We start from the raw sequence: 22,906 nt of genomic DNA, 5'->3' as shown, positions 1-22,906 counted from the left end.
CCCTGGCGCATCATGTCCATCGGCCTGCGCGCCTGGGCCCGTGGGTTCTGATCAGTGAGGGTTGGTATGAGCGCATCCGGAGTGCCACGCGAACTCTGGGTGATGTCCGACAATCTGAAGGGTGGATTTGCTACTCTCTTCAGAGCAGTGACGCGCTTCCACCGGATCCATGATGATATTTGGGATGAATAGCGCGCAATTCTGTCTAATAGACGGAATGTAAGCAGGGCGGCAGCGCGTTTTTGGCGGTAAAGGAGCGTGCAGCGCGGGCAGATTTCGTCGAGCCGTCTTCAACCTAAGTAGACAACATGCGCGCCTCTTCGAGCAGGCAAGCATAGCTTGGATCGATGCAGCGAAGACAATGATGAGATGGTCGATCACTGCCCACCATCCACCCGCGGTCGATGCGCCCGCTCCGCCCCATCTCCTGCCGCGCGCAGCACCGCCTGGGCGTGGGCCCGCGCCTCATCGCGCAACCTGTGTGGCAGAATGCGAAAGATGTTGCTGATCTCCGGCGCGCCTCGTCGCCCGCCGCAAGTATTCGCGATCGCTGCGGCCGCTGCCGTGATCATCTCGCGTATAATCATGCTATGCTCGGTCATCGCTCTCACTCTGCTGCGATCGGGGGCAAGTCGGTATTGTCGCAGTGATATGCGCTTGCGGTCGGCTCGCGGCCGACGCCAATCGATAAAACCCAATATGTCGAACGTGCGTTGGCTGCTCGATCGCAATGGAGAGGGTTGTGCTCAGAGATTATCGCGCGCTCAAAGCCCTGATGATGGCGCAGGCTGTTGTGCTCGTTGGATTGTCTAGCGCTGCAGGTGCCCAGGAACGGCCATCGAGCGTGACAATGACGTGTCAGCAAGCGGCCGGGCTCGTCTCCACGCGCGGCGCATTGGTACTCGGGACAGGGCGCTTCACCTACGACCGCTTTGTGCGCGACCGCAGCTTCTGCGAGCCCACGGAGGTAGCTGCCAACGCGTTCGTTCCGACGCGTGATAACCCGGAGTGCCTCGTTGGGTATCGCTGCATCGAGCCGGGTCGCGACGAGTTCGGTGACGACCAGTAGAATTGGAGGAAAGGGCAACATCGCTCGTCTCACACCGGGGGCGGCTCTGCGTGACCGCGTCGTCTCAGTCCACTCGACGGCGCTGTGCTCAGCCCTCGTCCTCACTCCACGGCGGTCAGGGCGCGCATTACCACCGCATCGGCGAGCGCAGCAGCTGCCTGCCCGGGCGGCCAGGCCCAGATCTCCATGCGGCGGCCAGAGCGGCTGTCTGCCTGCCCGCCAGATGGACTCGCGGGATCTCCTGCTTCACTACTGCCATGCCTTGCACGCACGCCCCGGAAAGGTCGCGCAGGATGAAGATAGTCGGGGTTCTCTCGGCTGTGACCGGCGCTGTAATCCTCATCATCAGCTTTCTGGGCCGGGAACGGCGCGACGATCGCAGTAACAGCCTTCTGCTGTTGGCAGCATTTTCCCTCAGTATCGCTGGGATAATGCTTTATACGTTCTAGAGAGTTTTTCTCGCTCGCATTGAGCAAGTGTCTGAATCGCTTCGGTTCTGCTTTAGTGGAAGTCACGGGCGGGAGGGATTGGCCCGCGTTCACGGTTCGGGCCTCTGTCGGCGCTGAGTTTCCGCTATGTCTCGAAAGCTCGGTTCGTTGTGCAAACGGCATCGCGCCCTCACACCAACAGTGGCTGCACGGAGCCGTCCGCTAAGACAGCATCGAGCGGAATATCCCCGGTCGCTTCGTCGCCGGCCCAGCTGCTTGGCCAATGCCGGCGGTGAAAAGTTCCAGGCTGAGGCGGGTGGCGGTCATGATGCCGCTCCATCACTCAAGTGAATGACAGCGGCCTGCTTTGGGACGCACGTCCCGCTTTTAGTGAAAGGCCCGCAATGAAGCTTGAGCGGAAAACCTGGGCGCAAATCGCCGACATGATTGTGGATAAAATTCAAGTCTTGCCCGAAGGCGAGAAGCTGATCTCCTTGGAGTTCGAGGACGCTTCCAACAGCGAGGATCTCCCTAGACTCCTCATCGTGACGGAAGGGGTGCAGGAGGAAAATCAACGAGTGTTGGGCCGAGCTATAGCAACGCTCGTGGTTGATCTTAGCAGCATGTATGACGTCAGGGACTACACGCTGCACTGATGAGCGTGCCCACCCGCGAAGCTTTCGATGCCCCAGTGGCGGTGCTGCGGGCCATGGGTGAGAGGCGACTGGAGGGTGAGCGCGACGGCATCGCCGTAGACGAGGCGCTCGGCGCCGACGGCGAACAGGTCAGGGCTGAGGCGAGCGGAGGTCACAGGAACATCCCCTCTATGCGCGTGAGTAAGGACGCGCTTCGGCATGATCTTCGCTAAGCCTCGCGAGGCACCCAGCGTTGGATGGTTCATGGAATTGCTCGTCACGCCGCTTGCATCAGCGGCATTTTTCACACTTGGTGCTGCGCTCCTACAGACACTACGCCAGCATGCAGAGAGCATCACACCCGTGTTGGTGTGGATTTCGCTAGTTCTGCTTTCGACTATAGTGATCGCAATGAGCGTGCAGTACTAGGTCGCTCGATGTGAAGCGCGGAACACCTGCTCATCACTGCCGTGGGCGACGGCGGTGATGTGAAAGGCGCTTTTCTCCTCGAAGCCGTCGATCACGAGGGGCCGCATCACGTCGCCCTCCCGGCCGCACGCGCGTCGAGGTTCTGGACCGGCGTCTCGCGAAGCAGCACACCCGAGAAGGTGTCTTGCCCAGGGCGCTCGGGTGGGCTTTGGCCGGCGCGGCGATTGTATTTGGTTTTTGTTATTAAGGAACAATGTGACCATAATTTAATGCAAATATTTGGAACCAAATTGCTGCCTTTCGATTGAGATAGGCCCAAAAATCAGTCAGAGGAGGAAATGCCACAATGAAAATCAACCGGAATGCACTGGATCGCCTTGCGTCTGAAGTTCGCGCCGAAATCAATAATCGCGTTGATTCCGTGAAAATCATTTCGATTGATTTCGATAATATTACGAACAGTGCCCTTTATCCTGGATACACCGCAAGAACAGAAGGCGGCTCGGCAAAAGATCGACTCATGATTGCTAAGTATATCATCCAAGTAATGGGACGGCATATGCGTCAGCTTGAAAGTCGATACATCGCAGCAACTTAGATGCTCAGTGTTGGTTTCGAATCTGTCAATGACGAGGGAACGGGTCACCGTAAGCCCTTCACCTGTGACCGACCCGTCCGCTCCGCCCCATCCCCTGCCGCACGCAGCACCGACTGGGCGAAGTCACGCGCCTCGTCGCGCGGGACCGTGAGGCAGACAGCCGGGGTGCCGGTCTCGCCGAACGGGCTGAGCGCGGTGTCGATACCGCCGCCGAGCCGCGACGCTGGGGCGAGTGCCCAGGCGTGCATCTTTTATGGGATGGCCCGCCCCTCCGGCTCCGTCGGCGCTACGCTGACGGCATCACGAGAAGGGAGGAGCGGACGATGAAGACGGCAGCCAGGATCGCGGTTCTCGGGATCGACCTTGGCAAGAACAGTTGCAGCGTTGCGGGCCTGGACGAGACAGGGCGGGTCGTCCTGCGACGTCGGCTGACGCGGGAGGGCATCGTCCGGCTCGCCGCGACGCTGCCGGCCTGCACGGTCGCGATGGAAGCGTGCTGCGGCGCCCATCACCTCGGCCGCGTCCTGGGCGACCAAGGTCACGCGATCCGGCTCATGTCGCCGGAGTACGTGCAGCCCTACGTGAAGGCGCAGAAGAACGAAGAGCGGGACGCGGAAGCGATCGCCGAGGCGGCGACGCGGCCGACCATGCGGTTCGTCGAGCTCAAGAGTTAGGCGCATTCTGGACGATGACGGGGCCACTGCTGACGGCTGCGGAAGCGGCCGGGACGAGCGGGGCGGAGTACGTGACGGTAACGAGGCCGCCGTGGGCATAGTCGCGCATCCCCTGGACCACGCTCACCCTGTTCAGCGCGCATCCGAAGTCGGGCGCGATCCGCGCGGACTGGTGCGGCGTGCTGATGCCCTGCCTGTACCCGGTGCGCGAGGTGACGGCCGAGTTCTTGCGGGTGCACCTGTGGCGCTGCCAGAGGAACAAGCCCGGGCGACATCGGGGCGTGCCGGTTTGGGAGTTTGGCCGTGGCTGATGCACAGACCCTCGACGAACTCTACAAGGCGAGCCTCGTGACCGATGAAGACCTGAACGCGGCCGTTTCCGGCAATCTCCTGGATCCTACGCCCTGTCCGCGCTCGATCGCGGTGGGAGTCTCTCTCGACGTTGCCGCAGCCGTACTAGCCAACCGCTGGATCACTGACATGCTGGCAGACGAGGAAAGGAGCGAGGCTGTACGGCACACTGCGGTCAGGACGGCGATCCTGCTGGCAAGGGTGGGGTAACGCTCAGCCTGTCGTCCCTAGTTCAATCCCATGGAGCCAAGCCCGGGATGCATGCCTGCAACACACTAAGGTACAATTGAATTGTGCGCCGCAACATGGCAAGAAATGAATGCACGACGGCGATGGCATCGCCGCCGTGCTGCCCTCTTTGGGCGTTTCCTCCCTAGACTTCGGGCCGCTCGCGAGNTGGCAAGAAATGAATGCACGACGGCGATGGCATCGCCGCCGTGCTGCCCTCTTTGGGCGTTTCCTCCCTAGACTTCGGGCCGCTCGCGAGGGCGGCCTTTTCTTTTGCCTGGGCGAGGGGGTACCTCCTTTACGCCTAATCTCCAACCCCCTTGGTGTAGAATTGTGCGCCAAGGGCCGTCAGGTGGCGCTTTTCTGCTCACCCGCGAGTGCCTTACGGCGTCCAGAGCCTTAATTCCCGAGCTAGGGAAAAGTGCGATCATCGGCTCATGTTCCGCTTCTAGGACCGCGGCGAGGTGAGCTGCGCTCTCGATCCGAGCGGCCTCGGTCGGGGCTCGTCATGTTATCGGACGTGGCCGCAGGAAAACCGACGCTGGCCCGGTTCAGGCCGCGACGCCAGCCGCACGGCGCCAAGTCGCGAACGCCTCGGCGCGGAAGAGCCGGTGCGTGGGAGCGGAGACAAGGTTACGGGGAACGGTGAAGACGTTGTAGGTGCCCAGTGCATCGACAAAAGCCGTTGAGCTGAGCAGGGTGACTTGAAGCCTTGCACCTTCGCCTCTCGTCGTCGCACCGGCACGTGCGAGCTCTCGGCCCGGTTGTTCGCTCGTTTTCGCTGGACGTGCTCCAGTTGGCTCAGCTTCATCTCACGAAGCGCGGCTGCGTAGGCCGGGTATTTGTCAATGACCCACGCGTCGGGTGTCATGCCCTGCTTCTTGGCGGCGCGCCTGTCCCGCTTGTGCTGGACCAGCACGTCCAGCACCTCGCCTTCGGCGTCCACGGCTCGCCACAAGTACATTTGTCGGCCCGCGATCTGCACGAAAACTTCGTCCAGGTGCCAGCGGCCGTGCGGCTTCGGGCGAGAGGCGCGTAGCCGCCGCGCGATGGCGGGACCGAAGGTGAGCACCCAACGCCGGATACTCTCGTAGGCGACGATGATGCCGCGCTCGGCCAGGAGTTTTTCCACATCCCGGAAACTCAGGGAGAATCGGAGATACATCCAGACGGTCCGCTGGATGATCTCGGACGAGAAGCGGTAGCCAGCGTAGGAGAGCACGTTCATTCCGTACGGCTACGGTGCCGGATCAGCCGCGGCAAACCAAGACGCCGCTCAACGTGACAAGCCCCGACGCTGGGTGCCCAGCTTCCGTCCAGCTATCGCCAGCACCTCGTAGAGCAACAGAATGCTGGCGGCCACGAGAGCGATGCCGGCAATAACAGCGAGAAGCATGGCTCGAGCATGTGGGGGCTGCTGCCCGACCAACCTTGATCTAACCCAGATCTTTGTCATCGCTCCGTGATGATCACTTCCAATGGGACGTCATGCGGCTGCGGATAGATCGTCGTCAGACGACCGAGCTCGAAACCTACGCCGATGGTGCGCGGCCGTGTCTGCATCGCGGCGATCGTGCGATCGTAGAAGCCGCCGCCGTAGCCCAGCCGGTAACCCTGCTCGTCAAACCCGACTAATGGCACAACCAGTACGTCGGGAGACACTGGCTTGCCAGATTCCGGCATCGGAATGTTCCAGACTCCTTGCTTCATCAAGCTGCCCGGTGACCACTCGCGAAAGACGAGTGGCTGCCCGCGCTCGACGATCACCGGAAGCGCAAGTCGCGCGCCGTTCTCCTGCATGGACAAGAGGACGCTTCGTGGATCATACTCGCCTCGGAAGGGCCAATAGAAGCCAATCAGCTTGCTGCTATATGGCTCCAGATTAGCTCCGAGCACGCCACTGATCCTGCTACTCCGTGCTGCGCGATCTTCAGCGGAAATGCCAATGCGCTGCTCGACCAGCTTCGCTCGCATCGTTTTGCGCCAATCACGGACTGTCGGCCAGTCCGCGTCGGCGCTCGGCTGACCGGAGCCGGCACCCGATTTGCTGGGAGTGTCACTCATCAACCCACTCCTGCCCGTACTCTGCTGATCCGTTGCGACGTCGACCAGGGTGCCGATGCTCCACGATATCGGCTACTGCCCGCCGAAAGGCCGTAGTGGACGTCCGGCTTCAGAACGGTGCACCATGACAACAGATCCGGCAGCTCCATCAAGGCCAGCCAAACGAGGCCCAACGGCGGCGTGAAGGGACATCTCGCTGCGATCCAGAACCAAGTTCACGCGCTCACACCATTCGGCATCGGCACTGCTGGCCGCCTCCGCTTCTCTGAGCGCCTCGGCGAGGATGATGCGCATCTCTTCCAGCAATCGCGGCGTGAGAGGGGGGCGTGTCCCTGCTCCATAAGCCTCCGCGATGATCCTCGCCCACTCCTCGGCAGAACGACCCAGATGCGTGCTCATGGGTGTTTACCTCGCCATGCTGGGCGGAAGCCTTCAGCTCGCCTCAAGCTCAGCATCACCAGAAGCATAGCATTGCACTTCAGAGCCTACATCGAACTCATGATCGGCGAGTGCATATTAGCATTCGGCCGGATGATGTACACCCAAAATGGGTGACATTGCTGAGAAAATATTCCACCAGTCGAATGCGGTCAAATCAACCGGTGCATTGCGCCGTACGCTTACCGCTGGCATTTCACCCGCCAAATAAGTTTACAAGCAGACTTGATGACCTTGTTAAAGGCTATCCATTTCATTGCCTGAACAGAGCGGCTAGACATGGCGAATTCTGGCGAATGCTGATACTGCTGGCGAACTCTGGTGTGCCTTCATCCGGGCGCCTGGCGCGACAGTTCGGTACGTTGAACATAGAATTATTTCTGGATGGGGGCCTGTAAGAGGAGGTGCTGAGCTGAACGACGCAATACCCTGCTGCTTGCACTCTCGTCGTCGCGCCCGCTGGTGAGAGCTCTCCCAGGGCTTGTCACGTTGGGCTTGGTTACTTGCCTCTACTGAAGGGCCGAGCCGCCGCAGTTCGTGCGATTTCAATGGCTTAGCCGACCACTTTGCCGCCGTTTTGGGGCCCAAAACGGCCTATACTTGTCCAACGTGACAAGCCCGTCAGCGCTGCCTTGAAATCGGCCAATCGGAAACAGGCCAAGCACCCACCTCGCGCGTACGGCAACGAACCTGATGGCTCCCGACTAGCGCGGCGGGGGAGGCACCACTCTGCGCCCATAGGTGGGCAGCTGTCCAACTCTACGGCCACGTGGCTGATTGAGGACGGAGCGACCACCCGGCAATCGGGTCCCGGCCATCGTCAGGCGCGGACAAGACCGACGCCGCTGGCGTAGTCAGCCAATGGGTCCATCCTGAGCGCGCCGGTCCTCACGCTGATGTTCATCGCAATGTCGGGGGCCGTAGCTCCCGTTTCGCTCCGCCTGCCGCCAAGCTCCGATGTCGGACTCCAAGACCCCTTGCGGGAGGTGAAGCCTGCCAGCGAGGGTGCCTGTAAAGATCAGTGCTGCTCAGCCGACTTCGCTCGTCCATGGAGTTGAAGGAGCGACCTGCGGGCACACCCGAGCAGCGCCCGCGTGGCGAGATTGCTCGGAATAATCATCCTGGCGGAGCGGGGCGGATCATCGGGCCTGTCCGCCATGTCGGTCGTTCGTGGACGGCTTGATGGGATCGTGGCTTCGTCAGTCTCATCGAGGTCGGCGAGCGTGACCTGTGGCTCTGGCTGGTCTCGCCCACACGCCCCAACGAAGCAGGTGGGGAATGGGAGGAAACCGGGCTCGGGTTCGGAGATTGGCAGGCCGCCTCGCAGCGGCCCGCCCGCCTGGTTTCAAGGTGGCCGAACTCAGAAGTCCATGCCGCCCATGCCGCCGCCCGGCATTGCGGGAGCGGGGCTCTCCTTCTTCGGCGCATCCGCCACCATCGCCTCCGTGGTGACGAGCAGGCCGGCGACCGAGGCTGCCCCTTGCAGGGCCGTACGCACCACCTTGGCCGGATCGACGACGCCGGCCTCAAGCATGTCCACGTACTCCTCGGTTTGGGCGTTGAAGCCGTAGGTCTCGGAGCCCGTGTTGCTGGAGATCTGGCCGACCACGATCGAGCCCTCGACGCCCGCGTTCTCGGCGATCTGCCGGATCGGCGCTTCCAGGGCCTTGAGCACGATCTTGATGCCGGCCTGAACATCCGGATTGTCGCTCTTGAGCGCGGCCACGGCCGCCTGGGCCCGCAGCAGCGCGGTGCCGCCGCCCGGAACGATGCCCTCTTCCACCGCCGCGCGGGTGGCGTGCAGGGCGTCCTCTACACGGTCCTTCTTCTCCTTGACCTCGATCTCCGTCGAGCCGCCGACACGGATGATTGCAACTCCACCCGCGAGCTTGGCCAGGCGCTCCTGCAGCTTCTCGCGGTCGTAGTCCGAGGTGGTCTCCTCGATCTGCGCCTTGATCTGCTGGACGCGGCCCTCGATGTCGGCCTTGTCGCCGGCGCCGTCGATGATCGTGGTGTTCTCCTTCTCGATGCGCACCCGCTTGGCGCGGCCGAGCATCGGGAGGGTCACGTTCTCGAGCTTGATGCCGAGGTCCTCGGCGATCATCTGACCGGCGGTCAGGATCGCGATGTCCTCCAGCATGGCCTTGCGGCGGTCACCGAAGCCCGGCGCCTTCACGGCCGCGACCTTCAGGCCGCCGCGCAGCTTGTTCACCACCAGGGTCGCCAGCGCCTCGCCCTCGATGTCCTCGGCGACGATCAGCAGCGGCTTGCCGGTCTGAACCACCGCCTCCAGGATCGGCAAGAGTGACTGAAGAGACGACAATTTCTTCTCGTGAATCAGGATGTAGGGATCCTCGAGATCGGCGATCATTTTCTCCGCGTTCGTGATGAAGTACGGGGAGAGGTAGCCGCGGTCGAACTGCATGCCCTCGACGACGTCGAGCTCGGTCTCGGCTGTCTTTGCTTCTTCGGCCGTGATCACGCCCTCGTTGCCGACCTTCTGCATCGCCTGTGCGATCATCTGGCCGATATCCTTGTCGCCGTTGGCCGAGATGGTGCCGACCTGGGCGATCCCCTCAGACGAGGCAACCTTCCTGGCGCGGCCGGTAATGTCCTTCACGGCGGCGGCAGTGGCGAGGTCGATGCCGCGCTTCAGGTCCATCGGGTTCATGCCGGCGGCGACGTACTTGGCGCCTTCCTTGACGATGGCCTGGGCCAGCACGGTGGCGGTGGTGGTGCCGTCGCCCGCCATATCGCTGGTCTTCGAAGCCACTTCGCGCACCATCTGGGCGCCCATGTTCTCGAAGCGGTCGGAAAGCTCGATCTCCTTGGCGACGGTGACGCCGTCCTTGGTGATGCGGGGCGCGCCGAAGCTCTTCTCGAGCACCACGTTGCGGCCCTTCGGGCCGAGCGTGACCTTCACGGCGTTGGCGAGGATGTCGACGCCGCGCAGCATCTTCTCGCGTGCGTCAGAAGAGAAACGAACGTCCTTGGCAGCCATAGGTCAGATCCTTGGTGTCGGATTGCAACCCTAAGGCGCCCCGGATGGGCAGCCTCGAAGGGCGGAACTCATGAGTCCGTGGGGCCGTCTCAGGTGAGGACGCCCATGATGTCGGATTCCTTCATGATCAGGAGGTCCTGGCCGTCGAGGCGGACCTCGGTGCCCGACCACTTGCCGAACAGCACCCGGTCGCCGGCCTTGACGTCGAGGGGCACGAGCTCGCCGGCCTCGTCGCGAGCGCCCGGGCCCACGGCGACGATCTCGCCTTCCTGGGGCTTCTCCTTGGCGGTATCGGGAATGATGATGCCGCCCTTAGTCTTCTCCTCCGCCTCGATGCGGCGGACGACCACGCGGTCGTGCAACGGACGAAACTTCATAGGGCCTCCGGTTTCCTGCCTGATGAGGTGAGCGGCTTGCCAGGGCTGCCACTCGAGAGAGGTCTCCGCCTCCCTGCGAAGCGTCTTAGCACTCCGCATCACTGAGTGCTAACGATCATCGGTCGGCTCCGCATATCACTGCTGAGCTGCACGTCTGCAGTGACACTGCTCGCGTTGTCGCGCGAGCCAGGGGCAAGCGGGCTCGAGCCAGGGTCGGGCAGAGGGCGTGGTCACGCCAAGTGGTGGCAGGTCGGCTCGGGTCGGGGTATGGCAGGGGTGAGAATCGGACAGACCGACGCGGCCTGCGCGTCCGGATCTCACCCCTCCGTCCGATCCGAACTGGCGCGGTCTAGGAGTTCCAGCGAACTCAGACAGGTCGCAAGCCACTCGTCAAGCGGACGAAGTCGCGGCGGCTTCATCGATCGAGACGCGTCGCGCGCAGGTCCCATGAGGCATCACTGGTCTGGAACACGCTCGGAACCAGACACTCCTCACACTCGTCACGATGAGCTGCTCAGGGTCAGGAGTTCGCGATCCGCCTGTTCGGCTCTGCGCCATAAGCGGCCTTTCAAACAGAGCCCTCGGAATGGCCGCTTAGCATCCGAAAGCTGCCATTGGCATGGAGTGGCAAGTCCCGGCGGCCACAACACCCTGACGTTGTGTGACATCAAACGAATGTCAGCCGGCGATCGCCGGCCGCGGACGGATCAGGTTCGTCGTCGATGCCGGGGCTACCCTGCGCGCGGTCGTGACGGGCCCGACCGAATCCCCGAAGGCGGTTCAGAAATCCACATTGATAGCTGGATGCCGAGGGCGGGCGTCTCGTAGTGCCGGAACGCAGCAAGCTAAAGGCATCACGGACTTCTTCCGGGATTGCCCTGGAGTGTAGCGGCTACAGAGGTCGGCGGAGCTGACCCAGGCCGTCACCCGCACGCTCATCAGGACGGTGCGGGACCGCGTTGACGACCTATCGAACGCGGAAGGCCTCACTAATCCCGCAATCGCCTGACAACGTATTCGGGCCGCGACCGCTGGCGCGACCTCCGCGAGCTTCATCACGATGACCCGCTACCTCGTCACGCGCGCCAACCTCCTGGTCTTCGGTGTGCTGGTAGTCATCCTGGCGCTCGTCGGCGCGGTGACCTGGGAGCGGCTGAACGCCGCCCGCGTCGCTCGCGAGTGGTCCCAGCACAGCTACCGTGTGCTCGGCACGACCAAGGACCTCGCCATCGCCCTGCGCGACGCCGAGCGCGGCCAGCGAGGGTACCTGCTGACGGGGCGCGACGACTATCTCGGGCCCTACAACGAGGCGCGCGACCGGATCGGCGTGCTCCAGGGCGAGTTGCAGACGCTCACCGCCGACAACGCCGCCCAGCAGGACCGTATCCGGTCGCTGGCACCCGTCGTCTCGCACAAGCTTGAGGAACTCGCCCAGACCGTGCCGGCGCGCCGCGACGGCGGGCTGGAGGCCGCGCTGCGCATCGTCAATACCGACGCGGGCCGCAACGACATGCGCGAGGCCGAGGCCGTGGTCGCGTCGATCCTGGCCGACGAGCAGCGCCTGCTCGACGAGCGCCTCGCCCAGAACGACGCCCGCGCGAGGTGGGTGCGCTGGATGGTGGTCGGTGGCTCGCTTCTCGCTGTCCTGACCCTGCTCTGGGCTGCCCGTCTCCTGAACCAGGCATGGTCTCGCTCCTACAGGACCGAGGAGGAGCAGCGCGACCTTGCCCTGCGCCTACGCACCACCCTCGACAGCCTCAGCCAGGGCGTGGCGGTGTTCGGGCCCGACCGCAAGCTCGCGAGCTGGAACGAGTGCTTCCAGGTGCTGCTCGACCTGCCCAGGGCCATGATGCAGCCGGGAGCCACCTACGGCGCTTTCGTCGAGCACACCGCCGAACCGGGCCGGCCCGCGCTGGAGACCGAGGACCAGATCCGCCACGGCAGCCAGAACCCTCGCGAGGCCATCACATACGAGCGCCAGGGCGGCGACGGGCACCACTTGGAGATCCGCCGCACGCCGATGCCAGACGGCGGTTTCGTTCTGACCATCTCGGACATGACCAAACGCGCCCAGGCCGAGGGCGTCCTGCGGGAAGCCCAGAAGATGCAGGCCATCGGGCAGTTGACCGGCGGCATTGCGCACGACTTCAACAACCTGCTGCAGGTCATCCTCGGCAATCTGGAGTTCGTCCGCGCCAAGCTGACCGACGACGTCAAGCTGCAGCAGCGCATCGAGCGGGCCGCATGGGCGGCCCAGCGCGGCGCGACGCTCACCGGGCAGCTTCTCGCCTTCGCCCGCAAGCAGCCGCTCGCGCCCGCCGCCATCGACCTCGCCGCGACCATACCGGACTTGGTCCCGTTGCTCCGCCGCACCCTCGGCGAGCACATCGAGGTCCGCTACGTCGAGACCGCCGGGCTCTGGCCTGCCATGGCCGACCCGGCGCAGCTGGAGAGCGCGGTGCTGAACCTCGCGCTGAACGCCCGCGACGCGATGCCGGGCGGGGGGCGGCTTACGATCGAGCTCGGCAACAAGGTGCTCGACCTCGAATACGCCCGGCACCACGCCGAGGTCTTGCCCGGCGATTACGCCATGGTGGCGGTCTCCGACACAGGCCACGGCATGGCGCCGGAGGTGCTGGCGCGCGTCTTCGAGCCGTTCTTCACGACCAAGCCCGACGGCAAGGGAACAGGCCTCGGCCTCGCCATGGTCTTCGGCTTCGTCAAGCAGTCGGGCGGGCACGTGAAGATCTACTCCGAGCCCGGCGAGGGCACGACCGTTAAGATTTACCTGCCGCGTGCGGTGCGCGCCGCGGCGGCGCCCCAGCGTAGGGTAGAGCCGATAGAGCTGCCACGCGGCTCCGCGACGGTGCTGGTGGTGGAGGACGAGGCGGCGGTGCGCGAGATCGCCTGTGCAATCCTCGCCGACCTCGGTTACCGGGTGCTTGAGGCGGCCGACGGCGAGGAGGGCTTGCGGATGTTCGGTGCGAACGCCTCCGCCATCGACCTGCTGCTCACCGACGTGGTGCTGCCGGGTCGTGTGCGCGGGCGCGAACTCGCCGAGCGCGTCCAGGCCATCCGCCCCGAGGTGCGGGTGGTGTTCATGTCGGGCTACACCGAGAATTCCATCGTGCACCATGGCCGACTCGACGACGGCGTGCACTTGGTCGGCAAGCCGTTCAAACGCGAGCAACTCGCCCGCAAGGTCGCCGAGGTGCTCGGGACGGCATCCGTTCCGGTGGCTGAGGTCGGCAACGTCGTCGCCCTGTGGCCCAAACGGGATAGGTAGCCTCAGGCGGCGGGGCCGGGCAGCGGCATGCGCACGGAGACCCTCAGCCCGTCTGGCGCGAACGCGACATCGACCTCGGCACCCGTCTGAGCGGCCAGCACCTTGTTGAGGAGGCGGTGGCCGAAGCCCTCGCGGGTGGGGTGCCCGGCGGGAGGCCCGTCATGCTCGGCCCAGTCCCAGCGCAGGGCGCGGCCACAGGGCCCATCCTCGACCCACCAGGTCACCTGGAGCCGGCCGTTCGGGTCGGCGAGCGAGCCGTGCCGTAGGGCGTTGGTGGTCAGCTCATGGAGCGCCATGCCGACCGGTACGGCGAGCTCCGATGGCAGCACGACCCGGGGGCCTTCGAGCGCGAGGCGCCCGCGCTCGTCGTAGGGATCGAGCTCGGCCTGCAGCAGCCCGTCGAACGAGGCGGCCTGGGCAAGGTCCTCGGTGATCAGCGCGTGCGTGCGGGCCAGCGACGCGATCCGACCCGACAGGGCCTGGGTGAACTCGGCCGTCGAGAGGGACGAGCGCATAGTGGCGTTCAGCACGGCCTGCACGGTGGCGAGCGTGTTCTTCACCCGGTGGTGCAACTCACGCACCATGAGCGCCTGCCGGTCCTCGTAGGCTCGCCGCTCGGTGGTGTCGCGTTGCGCCGAGATCCAGCGGGTGATGCGCCCATCCGCTTCGCGCACCGGGGTGATCAGCCACTCGACGACGTAGGTCGAGCCGTCCTTGCGGTAGTTCACTGCCTCGCCCTGGGCGGGCTCGCCGGCCGCCAGGGAAGCGCGCAACGCGTCCAGCACCGCGCGGTCCGTCTTGGGGCCCTGGAGCATGCGCGGCGAACGGCCGACGACCTCTTGCGCCTCGTAGCCGGTCATGCGGGTGAAGGCGGGGTTGACGTACTCGATGCACGGGCCCGGCTCGTCCAGCTCGGCGGAGGTGATCAGGATGGCTTCGCCCGACGCCTCGACCGCGGCCAGGAGAACTTCCAGATCCGGCCTCAGCGGCTTCGCGTCGTCCCGAACGTGCAAGGTCAGATCCTCATACCGGCATCCAGCCCGCCGGACTGCGGATAAACCTGGGATAGCCCTACGGGTTGCGGTCCTGCGTAGCCAGCTCGCGCGACCCTTCGCCCCGTGGAGCGGGAACGGCGGCCAGGACCTGTCGGGCGAGGATGCGGGGCACAGGGACGCGTCGAAACCCGGGGACCCGTCAAGTCGCTCTTTGGCGGATGACCTTGCGTAGGACCCGCGAGATCGCCTCGACCGAGTACGGCTTCTGCAGCAACTCGAACCCGCGCGAGCCTTCCTCGGCGAGCACCGCGCTGTAGCCGCTGGCCAGCACCACCGGCAGGCCCGGGTACGCCGACACCGCCGCCCTGACGCAGGCCGGATCCGTCGGGGTCGAGGGCATCGTGCTGAAGCCGTTCCGGGACGGCGAGCTCGAACGCAAGGTCGCCGCGGCGATGGCGGGCCTCGGCACCCCGCGCCTTCGCTTGGTCTCGGATCGGGACCGGAGTGCTTGAGAGCCTTCGCCCGCCGGCGTCGAGGGCGGTCCTTCACCGTAACGGGACCTTGCCGCTAGGATGCCCCCGGCGCTGAAGCTAGGATGGCGCGCAATCGACGGGGCTGCGGAACGGACTTGGTGGTGTCGAACGAACGAGCGAATGCGGTGGACCTGGTCGCTCGCATCGCGGCCATCCCGACCATCCTGGAGGTGGTCTGCAGGACAACGGGCATGGGCTTCGCGGCCGTCGCCCGGGTTACCGAGGACCGTTGGATCGCCTGCGGCGTCCGGGACGAGATCGGCTTCGGGCTCGCTCCCGGCCGCGAGCTCAACGTCGAGACGACCATCTGCAACGAGGTCCGCGACGCCCTCGAACCCGTCGTGATCTCCGACGTCGAGAACGATTCCATCTTTTGCCGCCATCCCACCCCGGCGATGTACGGCTTTCGCAGCTACGTCTCGACGCCCATCGTGCTGCCGGGGGGCGACGTCTTCGGCACGTTGTGCGCCCTCGACCGGACGCCGCGCGACCTGTCCTCCCCCTGGTTGGTCGGCATGTTCAAGATGTTCGCCGACCTCATCGCCTTCCACGTCGACGCGCACCGACAGCTGGCCGCGGGCGCGAGCGATCTCGCCGCAAGCCGAGCCGACTTGGCCGTCAGTCGCGCGGACCTCGCGAGCCGCACCGAAACCCTCGACGACGAGCGGGCGACCTCCGAGCTCCGCGAGCAGTTCATCGCCGTCCTCGGCCATGACCTGCGCAACCCGCTCGCATCCATTGATGCCGGGACGAAGCTCTTGGCGCGCGAGGTCCTGTCGGAGCGCGGCCGCGGCATCCTGGAGCTGGTGGGCAAGAGCGTCAGTCGGATGGCCGGGCTGATCGACGACGTGCTCGACTTCGCGCGTGGGCGCTTGGGCGGCGGCATCGCCGTGGAAAAGACCGACACGGTGCCGCTTGCCCCGATGCTCCGCCAGGTTGTCGACGAGATCCGGGGCAGCCATCCCGACCGCCGCATCGAGGCCGAGCTCGACGGCATCGGCGCCTGCCGGTGCGACCCGGTCCGGATCGGTCAGTTGCTGTCCAACCTCGTGGCCAACGCGGTGACCCACGGCGGCGAGGATGCACCGATCCGGGTGCGCGGGGTCATGGTGGACGGCGGCGTCGAACTCGCGGTCACGAACGGTGGCATGCCGATCCCGCCCGAGGCGATGCCCAGCCTCTTCAGGCCGTTCGTGCGTGCCTCCGAGCGCCCGAGCCAGCAGGGTCTCGGCCTCGGCCTCTACATCGCCTCCGAGATCGCCAAGGCCCATGGCGGGACGCTGGAAGCGATCTCCGTCCCCGGCTCGACGACCTTCACCTTCAGGATGCCGGTTTAGGAAGGCCCGCTTCCGGAGCCGTGTGCTTCCCGTCGTTAAGCCTTCTTGAGTTCGGTCGCCTTGTGGACCGCCTCCTTGCCCGACTTGTCGCTCTTGACCCTGTACTGAGGATCGGCCGGCGACGCCTTGGCCGTGTGGCCCTTCACCTTCGTGGTGCCGGTCTCCTTCTTGACGACGGTGCCGTGAGCCTCGCCGCCGGCGGCATCCCACTTCACCTCGTCGCCCTTCTTCAAGCTCTTGCCCGCCATCGCTCGTCTCCTCGGTTCGTGTCTGCAACGAAGGCCCTTCGAGGTGCGTTCCGAGGGCAGGCCGCGCACGCGGTACCGCCTCGCCGATCCGGAGCCCTTCCGGCGGAGCGCCAGGTAGGAAGGCTTCCGCTATCGGATCTGTCGGGGCCCCTCCGACGGGTTGCGCCACCCGTGATGGTCCGCGGATGCGACCACCAGCGTGGCCAAGCCGGCGGCGACAGCGTCCTCGGTCAATCCCCGAGAACGGCCGGCCCACGTTCGTGAATCCGGGCCCCGCGCGGCGCGCCCGAGGAGCGTGCCGGCGATCGCCCCCGCCACGCCGGCCAAGGCGCCGGACCGGGGCGAGGCGCCCCGCCCGGTCAGCGCCCAGCCCCCGACCGCCCCGATAGCGAGCCTGAACGCGAACGATGGCGGAATGCGGCGGTCCGGGGCGAAGGGCATCTTGTCACCCGCCATCTCGGCGAGGGCGGCCGTCGTGGCGAGGGCCCTGGCGCCGGGTCCCAACGGGATGACGTCGCCGCGCGTCCGGCCCTGCGATGCGGCCCAAGTCAACGCGGCGCAGGCGGACATGCTGCGCATCCCCGCAACGAACCCGATACCGAACGAGGCTCCGTATTCCCGCATGTTCGCCGCCCATTGCCCGAGATGCCCCGACCGGGTGGCAAAGCGCTTGCGCCGGCCGGTGTTCCAGCGGGTCGCCGATGTAGCCGAACCTGCTGACGTTGTGGCCGCCGCTTGCAGGTCCGCTTCATACTCCAGAGCGGACGTCGGGACTGACAAGTTTGAATGTCCGGAAGAGGTCAGGAGTTCACGTCAGGCCTGTTCGGCTGTGCGCCACAAGCGGAAATTGTATCAGCGCTGCCGGAGTGGCCGCTCTTCCACCCGACAGCGGACCTTTCGAGAGCCGGCACATCGAGACCCGGCCCTCGATCGCCGCGAGAAGGCGCTGCCCGCCAGCTGACCTTTGTGGGGGAACCACCCTGCGGCCCGTGCGAGGCTGCGTGCGTTTCCGCGTTGGTCGAACCCTCGGAGCGAAACGGCGGGTCAGGTGCTAGCGCCTCCAACCCTGGGTTCGGCCCGCACACCTCCTCGACGGTCGCCAGCCATGAGCGGACGAGGTGACAGACGTGTGTTCCTCGTGGTGCTGGGCACGCACGGCGACGTTCTGCCCTTCATCGCGCTCGGCGCCGCGCTCAAAGCACGCGGCTATGCGGTCAGCCTCGCCGCGCCCGCAACCTTCTCGGCGCTTGCGGCACGCGCCGGCCTGTCGTTCACCCCCATCGGCACGCAGGCGGACTTCGACCGCGTCGTCGGCACGCCTTGGCTCTGGCGACCCATCCGGGGCGCCCGCCTTCTGTTCACGGCCGCCGCGGCGGCAGCCGAGCCGGTCTACCGCTGGCTCGAAGCACAATGCCGCCCAGGTATCGACGTCGCGGTGGCCTCCTCGCTCGCGTTCGGGGCTCGCGTCGCGCAGGACCGGCTCGGCCTCTCGCTCGCGACCCTCCACCTCATGCCAATGCTCGTCGAGAGCCGGCTCGCCCCGCCGCGCCTGCCAGGGCTGCCGCTGCCGGACGCGCTGCCGGTCGGCCTGCGTCACTGGCTCGGTCGCGGTGCCGACAAGGTGGTGATCGGACCCGCGGCCCTTCCGCAGCTGAATGCCTTCCGAGCCAGCCTCGGTCTTCCTCCGGTCAAGCGATTGCGCCACTGGTGGCACAGTCCGCAGCGGGTGCTGCTCGCGGTACCGGGCTGGTACGCGCCACCTCAACCGGATTGGCCGGTGCAGCTGGCACAGACCGGCTTCCCGCTCGCCGACATCCACGGCGACACCGACCAGCTTCCACCCGAACTGAAGTCCTTCCTGACCGCCGGCACGCCGCCCCTCGCGTTCACCTACGGCTCCGCGATGGTCCGCGCCAACCAGTTCTTCGCGACGGCGGTAGCCGTGTGCCGTCGGCTGGGACGGCGCGGTGTCCTCTTAGCGCCCCGCGGGGAACAGATCCCCGACGGCCTACCCACGGACATCCACCACACGACCTACGCACCGCTGAGCCGACTGCTGCCCGCCTGCGCGGCGTTGATCCATCATGGCGGGATCGGCACGGTGGCGCAGGCGCTCGCTGCGGGATGTCCGCAGCTGGTTGTGCCTCTGGCGTTCGACCATGCAGACGAGGGACGTCGCGTCAGGTGTTTGGGGGCTGGTACCACCTTGAGCCATTGGCAGTTCACGCCGGCTCGGACCAGCCGTGTGATCGGCAAGTTGCTCGCGTCGGACGCAGTGGCTGTCGCTTGCTCAGAAGTTCGGGCGCGTATGGCTCGAGAGGATGGTATCGCGACGGCTTGCGACGCTGTCGAGCGGATGTTTGTAGACCACGGCTGCGCTGCTTAGCCTGCGCCGCCCCGTTTGGGAGGTTTCGTGCCGAGCGTTGTCGAGACGGGCGCGCGATTCATCTCCGGCTTGGTTGGCCTCTGGGTACCGTTTGGCAGTGACAGCCCGTTCCAAAGCCAGCCGGTCAGGTCAACTCAGCAGCAGGCCTAGCGGCAGCTCGCCAGCCGTGCTCCCGGTCCTCACGCACGCGATTCGCATAAGAGCGGCGTAAGGAACCGATATCTCTGCTCGGCGCCGGTCCATCGATCCCAAGCAACGAAGGGGCCGGGAGACGGCCTGGATGACGAGCATGGCCTCGAAGTGCCGGCCCTTGAAGTCGCCTTGGGCTTGCCGCTCCAGCTTGAGGGCGAGGGTGTGGAGGATCATGGGCCGGCTCCGGAGCGGAGGCGGCACGCTGGGCGGGTATGCCTAACGACTCGTGAACGCGGGCCCGCTCGCGTCTGCGACCGGCCCTCCAAGCACAGCAGCAGAATTATTCTGCTTGCCACGGAGGCTGGCATACCAAATACTGCATACATCGCACCCTGTAGCGGATCATGATTCGCCGTAGCCGAAGACGGCGTCGCACAGGGCTCGTCCCAACCAAAAGGCCGTCAGATGTCCGCCCAGGACAAGGGAGAACGCCCATGGTAACGCCCGTTGTCGCGCCAGCCGCGGTGAAACCGTCCGCTAATCGCTGGTTACAGATTGTATTTGGCGTCACCTGCATGGTGGCCGCCGCCAACATCCAGTACGCCTGGACCCTGTTCGTTCCCGAGATCCAGAGGACCTTCGGCTGGGATCGCGCCGCCATCCAAGTCGCCTTCACCATCTTCGTGGTCGTGCAGACTTGGCTCACCCCGATCGAGGGCTACTTCATCGACAAGTACGGTCCCAGCCGCGTCGTCATGTTCGGCGGCCTGATGACCGGCCTGGCCTGGGTCATCAACTCGTACGCCACCTCGCTCAGCGGCTTCTATCTCGGCTCGGTGGCCGGCGGCATCGGCGTGGGCTGCGTCTACGCGACCTGCGTCAACAACGCTCTCAAGTGGTTCCCGGACAAGCGCGGCCTGGCTGTGGGTCTGACGGCGGGCGGCTACGGCGCCGGCTCGGCGCTGACCATCCTGCCGATCGCCAAGATGATCGACGCGGGCAGCTACGCCCAGGCCTTCTTCGTCTTCGGCCTGATCCAGGGCGCGGTCATCATGCTGGCCGCCGCCTTCATGCGTTCGCCGGGCAAGGACGAGGTCAGGTACTCGACCAAGGTGCTGCAGTCGCGTCGCGACTACACGCTCGGCGAGGCACTGCGCACGCCGGTCTTCTACGTCATGCTGCTGATGTTCACCTGCACGGTGACGGGCGGGCTGATGGCGGTGGCCCAGCTCGGCGTCATCGCGACGGATCTGGGGGTGAAGAACTTCCAGGTGAACCTGTACTTCTTCGCCATGGCGGCGCTGCCCTTCGCTCTGATGCTCGACCGCGTCATGAACGGCATCTCGCGGCCGCTGTTCGGCTGGATCTCGGACCGGATCGGGCGTGAGAAGACGATGTTCATCGCCTTCGCGATGGAGGGGATCGGCATCGTGGCGCTGGGCTACTTCGGCTCGAACCCGTGGGCGTTCGTGATCCTGTCGGGCATCGTGTTCCTGGCCTGGGGCGAGGTGTACTCACTGTTCAGCGCGACCGCTGCCGATACGTTCGGCTCCAAGCACATCGGCAAGATCTACGGCGTTCTCTACTGCGCCAAGGGTTTTGCGGCGCTGTTCGTGCCGATCGGCAACCTGATCATGCAGGCGACCGGCACCTGGTCGACGGTGCTCTACACGGTGGCGACGATGGACCTGATCGCCGCCGCCCTGGCAGTGGCGGTGCTGCGCCCGATGCTCAAGCGTCATCACGCCGCCAACGGCGTGGCTGCGCCTACCGGCGCCCTCGCTCACGCCTGAGCCTCAGCGCGCCCCGGTTCGGCGGGGCGGGCTGACCTGCCAGGATCGCTGCTGACAATGGCGTGAAACATGGGCCCTCTCCTCTGAGAGTGGCCCATGCCTTGCCACCTAGTCCCTTGAACGAACCGACACTGGGCAGAGCATCTTAAATTTGTAATTCTGACAGCGAGTCGAACTCGGCTCACCGACCTCCGAAAGGTCCGGAATGAACATTGCAGCTGCACTCGCCTTGCAGAGCGTTCCCTTCGCCGGTCTCGTGCTAGCTACGATTGGCGGCAATCGCGATGTTTTTGTCTTGATTTACGTTTCTGCCTTAGGGTTGATCTTGTCTGCAGCTGCGATCGTGGACGGCAATTTTGCGCCTCCGCTGATGCCTGGAATGCCCTCTGACGCACATCGCTAAACTCTCCGCGTCTGCAACGCCTCTTCTGGGTGAGACCGGCCTACGCTCCTCAACCCGCAAATCGAAGGGTGGGCTCGGATAAATGGCATCGCTGGTCCTCGGCTGACGCTGGTGGATGAGAACGCCGGCACGGTGATCATGCAGCGTTCCGAAGGCTATTAACCTGGGAGAGAAAGCATGACACGCAACGTTCTGATCCTAGGAGCCTCCTACGGCTCCCTGCTCGCGACGAAGCTGCTGATGGCCGGTCACAACGCGGCCCTGGTCTGCCGGCAGAAAACAGCAGACCTGATCAATCGTGAGGGCACGGAAGTTCGCATCAAGCTGCGTGATGAGGCGGACCACCGGGCGATCCGATCGCGCGACCTGCCCGGCACCTTGGAGGCGATGCCGCCGGAAGACGTGGACGTGTCCGGCTACGATCTGGTCGTTCTCGCGATGCAGGAGCCGCAATATAACGATCACACGATCCGGGTCCTGATGATCCGGATCGCCGAGGCCAAGCTACCCTGTCTCTCGCTCATGAACATGCCGCCCCTGCCGTACCTTAAGCGGATCCCGGCGCTCGCGAACATGGACCTAGAGGATGCCTACACCAATGCCTGGGTCTGGGACCAGTTTGAGCCGGGGTTGATCTCCCTCTGCTCACCCGACCCGCAAGCCTTCCGCCCGCCGGACGAGGGGGCGAACGTCCTCCATGTCGGGCTGCCGACGAACTTCAAGGCGGCGCTGTTCGCGAACGAGGCGCACAACCGGCTGCTTCGGGAGCTGGAGGCCGACATCGACGCGGTGCGGCTCAGCGGGCAGGACGTACCGGTGAAGCTGAAGGTGTTCGAGTCGCTGTTTGTCCCCCTGGCGAAATGGTCGATGCTGCTGACTGGGAACTATCGTTGCGTCACGCCGCAGGAGCCGCAATCGATCCGCGATGCGGTGCACGGCGACCTGGCGCGTTCACGCGCGGTCTACGAGCACGTGGAAGCCATCGCCCGACAGCTGGGTGCCGACCCGCAGGATCAGGTGCCGTTCGAGAAGTATGCCAAGGCGGCCGAGAGCCTGCTCAAGCCCTCCTCAGCGGCTCGTGCGGTGGCGAGCGGGGCGCCCTACATCGAGCGGGTCGACGTGCTGGTGAAGTTGATCTCGCATCAGCTCGGCACGCCTGACGCCGAGATCGACCGGACGGTCCAGACGGTGGATCGAAAACTCGGCGAGCGAGTCGTCGCGGGCGGGTTCGGCGCGGATTGAGGTGCGATAGTCGCATCTCACCGCCGCCCTCGCTGACGTGCTGTACGCGGTAGACCCGCATTGCCGCGGATGTCAGGGAGACGTGTCAGGAAATCAAATGTCCGGAAAACGCTCGCAACCGGATATTCCTGACGCGCTTCTCGAGAGGCCGCTTTGGGTCAGTTGGAGCCATGTAGCCGCCGCACTTCTGATCCTCCCCCGATTTCGCGGACACGGGTTTTAGCTCGCGTTCCGCTCGGCTTGCTCGGGTGTGAGGTAG

The 22,906-nt window shown here is 65.2% G+C and carries 19 protein-coding genes and 3 pseudogenes; 10 read left to right on the top strand and 12 right to left on the bottom strand.

Annotation, left to right across the window (positions count from 1 at the left end; genetic code table 11):
- The first annotated feature begins 778 nt into the window (after positions 1–778).
- On the top strand, positions 779–1,069 hold the full coding sequence (locus tag ACKUB9_RS32455; protein WP_407530443.1) for a hypothetical protein: 291 nt from the start codon (positions 779–781) through the stop codon (positions 1,067–1,069).
- 101 nt (positions 1,070–1,170) lie between these two features.
- On the opposite strand, the gene ACKUB9_RS32450 is transcribed toward ACKUB9_RS32455, so the two are convergent.
- A complete protein-coding gene (locus tag ACKUB9_RS32450) occupies positions 1,171–1,545 on the bottom strand; it encodes a hypothetical protein (RefSeq protein ID WP_407530438.1) in 375 nt (124 codons plus the stop codon).
- 356 nt (positions 1,546–1,901) lie between these two features.
- Between ACKUB9_RS32450 and ACKUB9_RS32445 the strand changes: the two genes are divergently transcribed.
- Positions 1,902–2,153 carry a hypothetical protein gene (locus ACKUB9_RS32445; RefSeq protein ID WP_407530436.1) on the top strand — a complete coding sequence of 84 codons (252 nt, stop codon included), beginning with the start codon at positions 1,902–1,904 and terminating at the stop codon, positions 2,151–2,153.
- On the opposite strand, the gene ACKUB9_RS32440 is transcribed toward ACKUB9_RS32445, so the two are convergent.
- Positions 2,138–2,308, bottom strand: coding sequence for a hypothetical protein (locus tag ACKUB9_RS32440; protein WP_407530435.1), 171 nt, complete (start codon positions 2,306–2,308; stop codon positions 2,138–2,140). The two genes, ACKUB9_RS32445 and ACKUB9_RS32440, sit on opposite strands and share 16 nt — an antisense overlap.
- A 599-nt stretch (positions 2,309–2,907) precedes the next feature.
- On the opposite strand from ACKUB9_RS32440, the gene ACKUB9_RS32435 reads away from it, so the two are divergent.
- From ACKUB9_RS32435 to ACKUB9_RS32425, 3 genes and pseudogenes are all read left to right on the top strand, one after another.
- Complete coding sequence (locus ACKUB9_RS32435) at positions 2,908–3,159, top strand: hypothetical protein (RefSeq protein WP_407530433.1); 252 nt, start codon at positions 2,908–2,910, stop codon at positions 3,157–3,159.
- Positions 3,160–3,482: 323 nt separating this feature from the next.
- Positions 3,483–3,830: pseudogene (locus ACKUB9_RS32430) on the top strand (IS110 family transposase); the annotation flags it as partial.
- Between the two features lie 306 nt (positions 3,831–4,136).
- On the top strand, positions 4,137–4,394 hold the full coding sequence (locus ACKUB9_RS32425) for a hypothetical protein (protein ID WP_407530432.1): 258 nt from the start codon (positions 4,137–4,139) through the stop codon (positions 4,392–4,394).
- Positions 4,395–4,963: 569 nt separating this feature from the next.
- On the opposite strand, the pseudogene ACKUB9_RS32420 reads toward ACKUB9_RS32425, so the two are convergent.
- The 5 genes and pseudogenes from ACKUB9_RS32420 to groES form a co-directional block, all read right to left on the bottom strand.
- Positions 4,964–5,640, bottom strand: a pseudogene (locus ACKUB9_RS32420) (IS6 family transposase).
- 224 nt (positions 5,641–5,864) lie between these two features.
- Complete coding sequence (locus ACKUB9_RS32415) at positions 5,865–6,476, bottom strand: 5-formyltetrahydrofolate cyclo-ligase (RefSeq protein WP_407530430.1); 612 nt, start codon at positions 6,474–6,476, stop codon at positions 5,865–5,867.
- 72 nt (positions 6,477–6,548) lie between these two features.
- Positions 6,549–6,875: a hypothetical protein gene (locus ACKUB9_RS32410; RefSeq protein ID WP_407530428.1), complete on the bottom strand. Its 327-nt coding sequence runs from the start codon at positions 6,873–6,875 to the stop codon at positions 6,549–6,551.
- A gap of 1,399 nt (positions 6,876–8,274) precedes the next feature.
- A complete protein-coding gene (gene groL / locus ACKUB9_RS32405) occupies positions 8,275–9,915 on the bottom strand; it encodes a chaperonin GroEL (protein WP_410824314.1) in 1,641 nt (546 codons plus the stop codon).
- A gap of 89 nt (positions 9,916–10,004) precedes the next feature.
- The gene (groES, locus tag ACKUB9_RS32400; RefSeq protein ID WP_407530426.1) at positions 10,005–10,292 is read right to left on the bottom strand and encodes a co-chaperone GroES; all 288 of its coding nucleotides are present in this window, start codon (positions 10,290–10,292) and stop codon (positions 10,005–10,007) included.
- Positions 10,293–11,352: 1,060 nt separating this feature from the next.
- On the opposite strand from groES, the gene ACKUB9_RS32395 reads away from it, so the two are divergent.
- Positions 11,353–13,578, top strand: a complete 2,226-nt coding sequence (locus ACKUB9_RS32395; protein ID WP_407530424.1) for a CHASE3 domain-containing protein — start codon at positions 11,353–11,355, stop codon at positions 13,576–13,578.
- A gap of 2 nt (positions 13,579–13,580) precedes the next feature.
- On the opposite strand, the gene ACKUB9_RS32390 is transcribed toward ACKUB9_RS32395, so the two are convergent.
- Positions 13,581–14,591 carry an HWE histidine kinase domain-containing protein gene (locus tag ACKUB9_RS32390; protein WP_407530422.1) on the bottom strand — a complete coding sequence of 337 codons (1,011 nt, stop codon included), beginning with the start codon at positions 14,589–14,591 and terminating at the stop codon, positions 13,581–13,583.
- A gap of 181 nt (positions 14,592–14,772) precedes the next feature.
- Positions 14,773–14,973 carry a hypothetical protein gene (locus ACKUB9_RS32385; RefSeq protein ID WP_410824843.1) on the bottom strand — a complete coding sequence of 67 codons (201 nt, stop codon included), beginning with the start codon at positions 14,971–14,973 and terminating at the stop codon, positions 14,773–14,775.
- Positions 14,974–15,231: 258 nt separating this feature from the next.
- Here ACKUB9_RS32385 and ACKUB9_RS32380 point away from each other — a divergent pair, with 258 nt between their 5' ends.
- On the top strand, positions 15,232–16,443 hold the full coding sequence (locus ACKUB9_RS32380) for a GAF domain-containing sensor histidine kinase (RefSeq protein WP_407530420.1): 1,212 nt from the start codon (positions 15,232–15,234) through the stop codon (positions 16,441–16,443).
- 35 nt (positions 16,444–16,478) lie between these two features.
- Here ACKUB9_RS32380 and ACKUB9_RS32375 read toward each other — a convergent pair whose 3' ends face one another.
- Positions 16,479–16,691: a hypervirulence associated TUDOR domain-containing protein gene (locus tag ACKUB9_RS32375; protein ID WP_407530418.1), complete on the bottom strand. Its 213-nt coding sequence runs from the start codon at positions 16,689–16,691 to the stop codon at positions 16,479–16,481.
- A gap of 129 nt (positions 16,692–16,820) precedes the next feature.
- Positions 16,821–17,315 carry a hypothetical protein gene (locus ACKUB9_RS32370; RefSeq protein WP_407530441.1) on the bottom strand — a complete coding sequence of 165 codons (495 nt, stop codon included), beginning with the start codon at positions 17,313–17,315 and terminating at the stop codon, positions 16,821–16,823.
- 481 nt (positions 17,316–17,796) lie between these two features.
- Between ACKUB9_RS32370 and ACKUB9_RS32365 the strand changes: the two genes are divergently transcribed.
- Positions 17,797–19,077 (top strand): glycosyltransferase, encoded by a 1,281-nt coding sequence (locus tag ACKUB9_RS32365; RefSeq protein WP_407530416.1) that lies wholly within the window; start codon positions 17,797–17,799, stop codon positions 19,075–19,077.
- A gap of 255 nt (positions 19,078–19,332) precedes the next feature.
- Here ACKUB9_RS32365 and ACKUB9_RS32360 read toward each other — a convergent pair.
- Positions 19,333–19,443, bottom strand: a pseudogene (locus ACKUB9_RS32360) (IS6 family transposase); the annotation flags it as partial.
- A gap of 260 nt (positions 19,444–19,703) precedes the next feature.
- Here ACKUB9_RS32360 and oxlT point away from each other — a divergent pair.
- Entirely contained in the window at positions 19,704–21,002 is a 1,299-nt protein-coding gene (gene oxlT, locus ACKUB9_RS32355; RefSeq protein ID WP_407530414.1) for an oxalate/formate MFS antiporter, read from the top strand.
- A gap of 580 nt (positions 21,003–21,582) precedes the next feature.
- On the top strand, positions 21,583–22,647 hold the full coding sequence (locus ACKUB9_RS32350) for a ketopantoate reductase family protein (RefSeq protein WP_407530413.1): 1,065 nt from the start codon (positions 21,583–21,585) through the stop codon (positions 22,645–22,647).
- The last annotated feature ends 259 nt before the right edge of the window (positions 22,648–22,906 follow it).

Source organism: Methylobacterium oryzisoli, from assembly GCF_046557895.1.
Classification (GTDB): Bacteria; Pseudomonadota; Alphaproteobacteria; order Rhizobiales; family Beijerinckiaceae; genus Methylobacterium; species Methylobacterium oryzisoli.
This window is presented reverse-complemented; position numbering and strand designations above follow the sequence as displayed.

Coding starts and splice junctions, on each gene's coding strand:
- ACKUB9_RS32370 (WP_407530441.1), bottom strand. CDS start 17,315: ATGCGGGAATACGGAGCCTCGTTCGGTATCGGGTTCGTTGCGGGGATG.
- ACKUB9_RS32365 (WP_407530416.1), top strand. CDS start 17,797: ATGAGCGGACGAGGTGACAGACGTGTGTTCCTCGTGGTGCTGGGCACG.
- oxlT (WP_407530414.1), top strand. CDS start 19,704: ATGGTAACGCCCGTTGTCGCGCCAGCCGCGGTGAAACCGTCCGCTAAT.
- ACKUB9_RS32385 (WP_410824843.1), bottom strand. CDS start 14,973: ATGCCCTCGACCCCGACGGATCCGGCCTGCGTCAGGGCGGCGGTGTCG.
- groES (WP_407530426.1), bottom strand. CDS start 10,292: ATGAAGTTTCGTCCGTTGCACGACCGCGTGGTCGTCCGCCGCATCGAG.
- ACKUB9_RS32350 (WP_407530413.1), top strand. CDS start 21,583: ATGACACGCAACGTTCTGATCCTAGGAGCCTCCTACGGCTCCCTGCTC.
- ACKUB9_RS32375 (WP_407530418.1), bottom strand. CDS start 16,691: ATGGCGGGCAAGAGCTTGAAGAAGGGCGACGAGGTGAAGTGGGATGCC.
- ACKUB9_RS32435 (WP_407530433.1), top strand. CDS start 2,908: ATGAAAATCAACCGGAATGCACTGGATCGCCTTGCGTCTGAAGTTCGC.
- groL (WP_410824314.1), bottom strand. CDS start 9,915: ATGGCTGCCAAGGACGTTCGTTTCTCTTCTGACGCACGCGAGAAGATG.
- ACKUB9_RS32455 (WP_407530443.1), top strand. CDS start 779: ATGGCGCAGGCTGTTGTGCTCGTTGGATTGTCTAGCGCTGCAGGTGCC.
- ACKUB9_RS32410 (WP_407530428.1), bottom strand. CDS start 6,875: ATGAGCACGCATCTGGGTCGTTCTGCCGAGGAGTGGGCGAGGATCATC.
- ACKUB9_RS32445 (WP_407530436.1), top strand. CDS start 1,902: ATGAAGCTTGAGCGGAAAACCTGGGCGCAAATCGCCGACATGATTGTG.
- ACKUB9_RS32415 (WP_407530430.1), bottom strand. CDS start 6,476: ATGAGTGACACTCCCAGCAAATCGGGTGCCGGCTCCGGTCAGCCGAGC.
- ACKUB9_RS32395 (WP_407530424.1), top strand. CDS start 11,353: ATGACCCGCTACCTCGTCACGCGCGCCAACCTCCTGGTCTTCGGTGTG.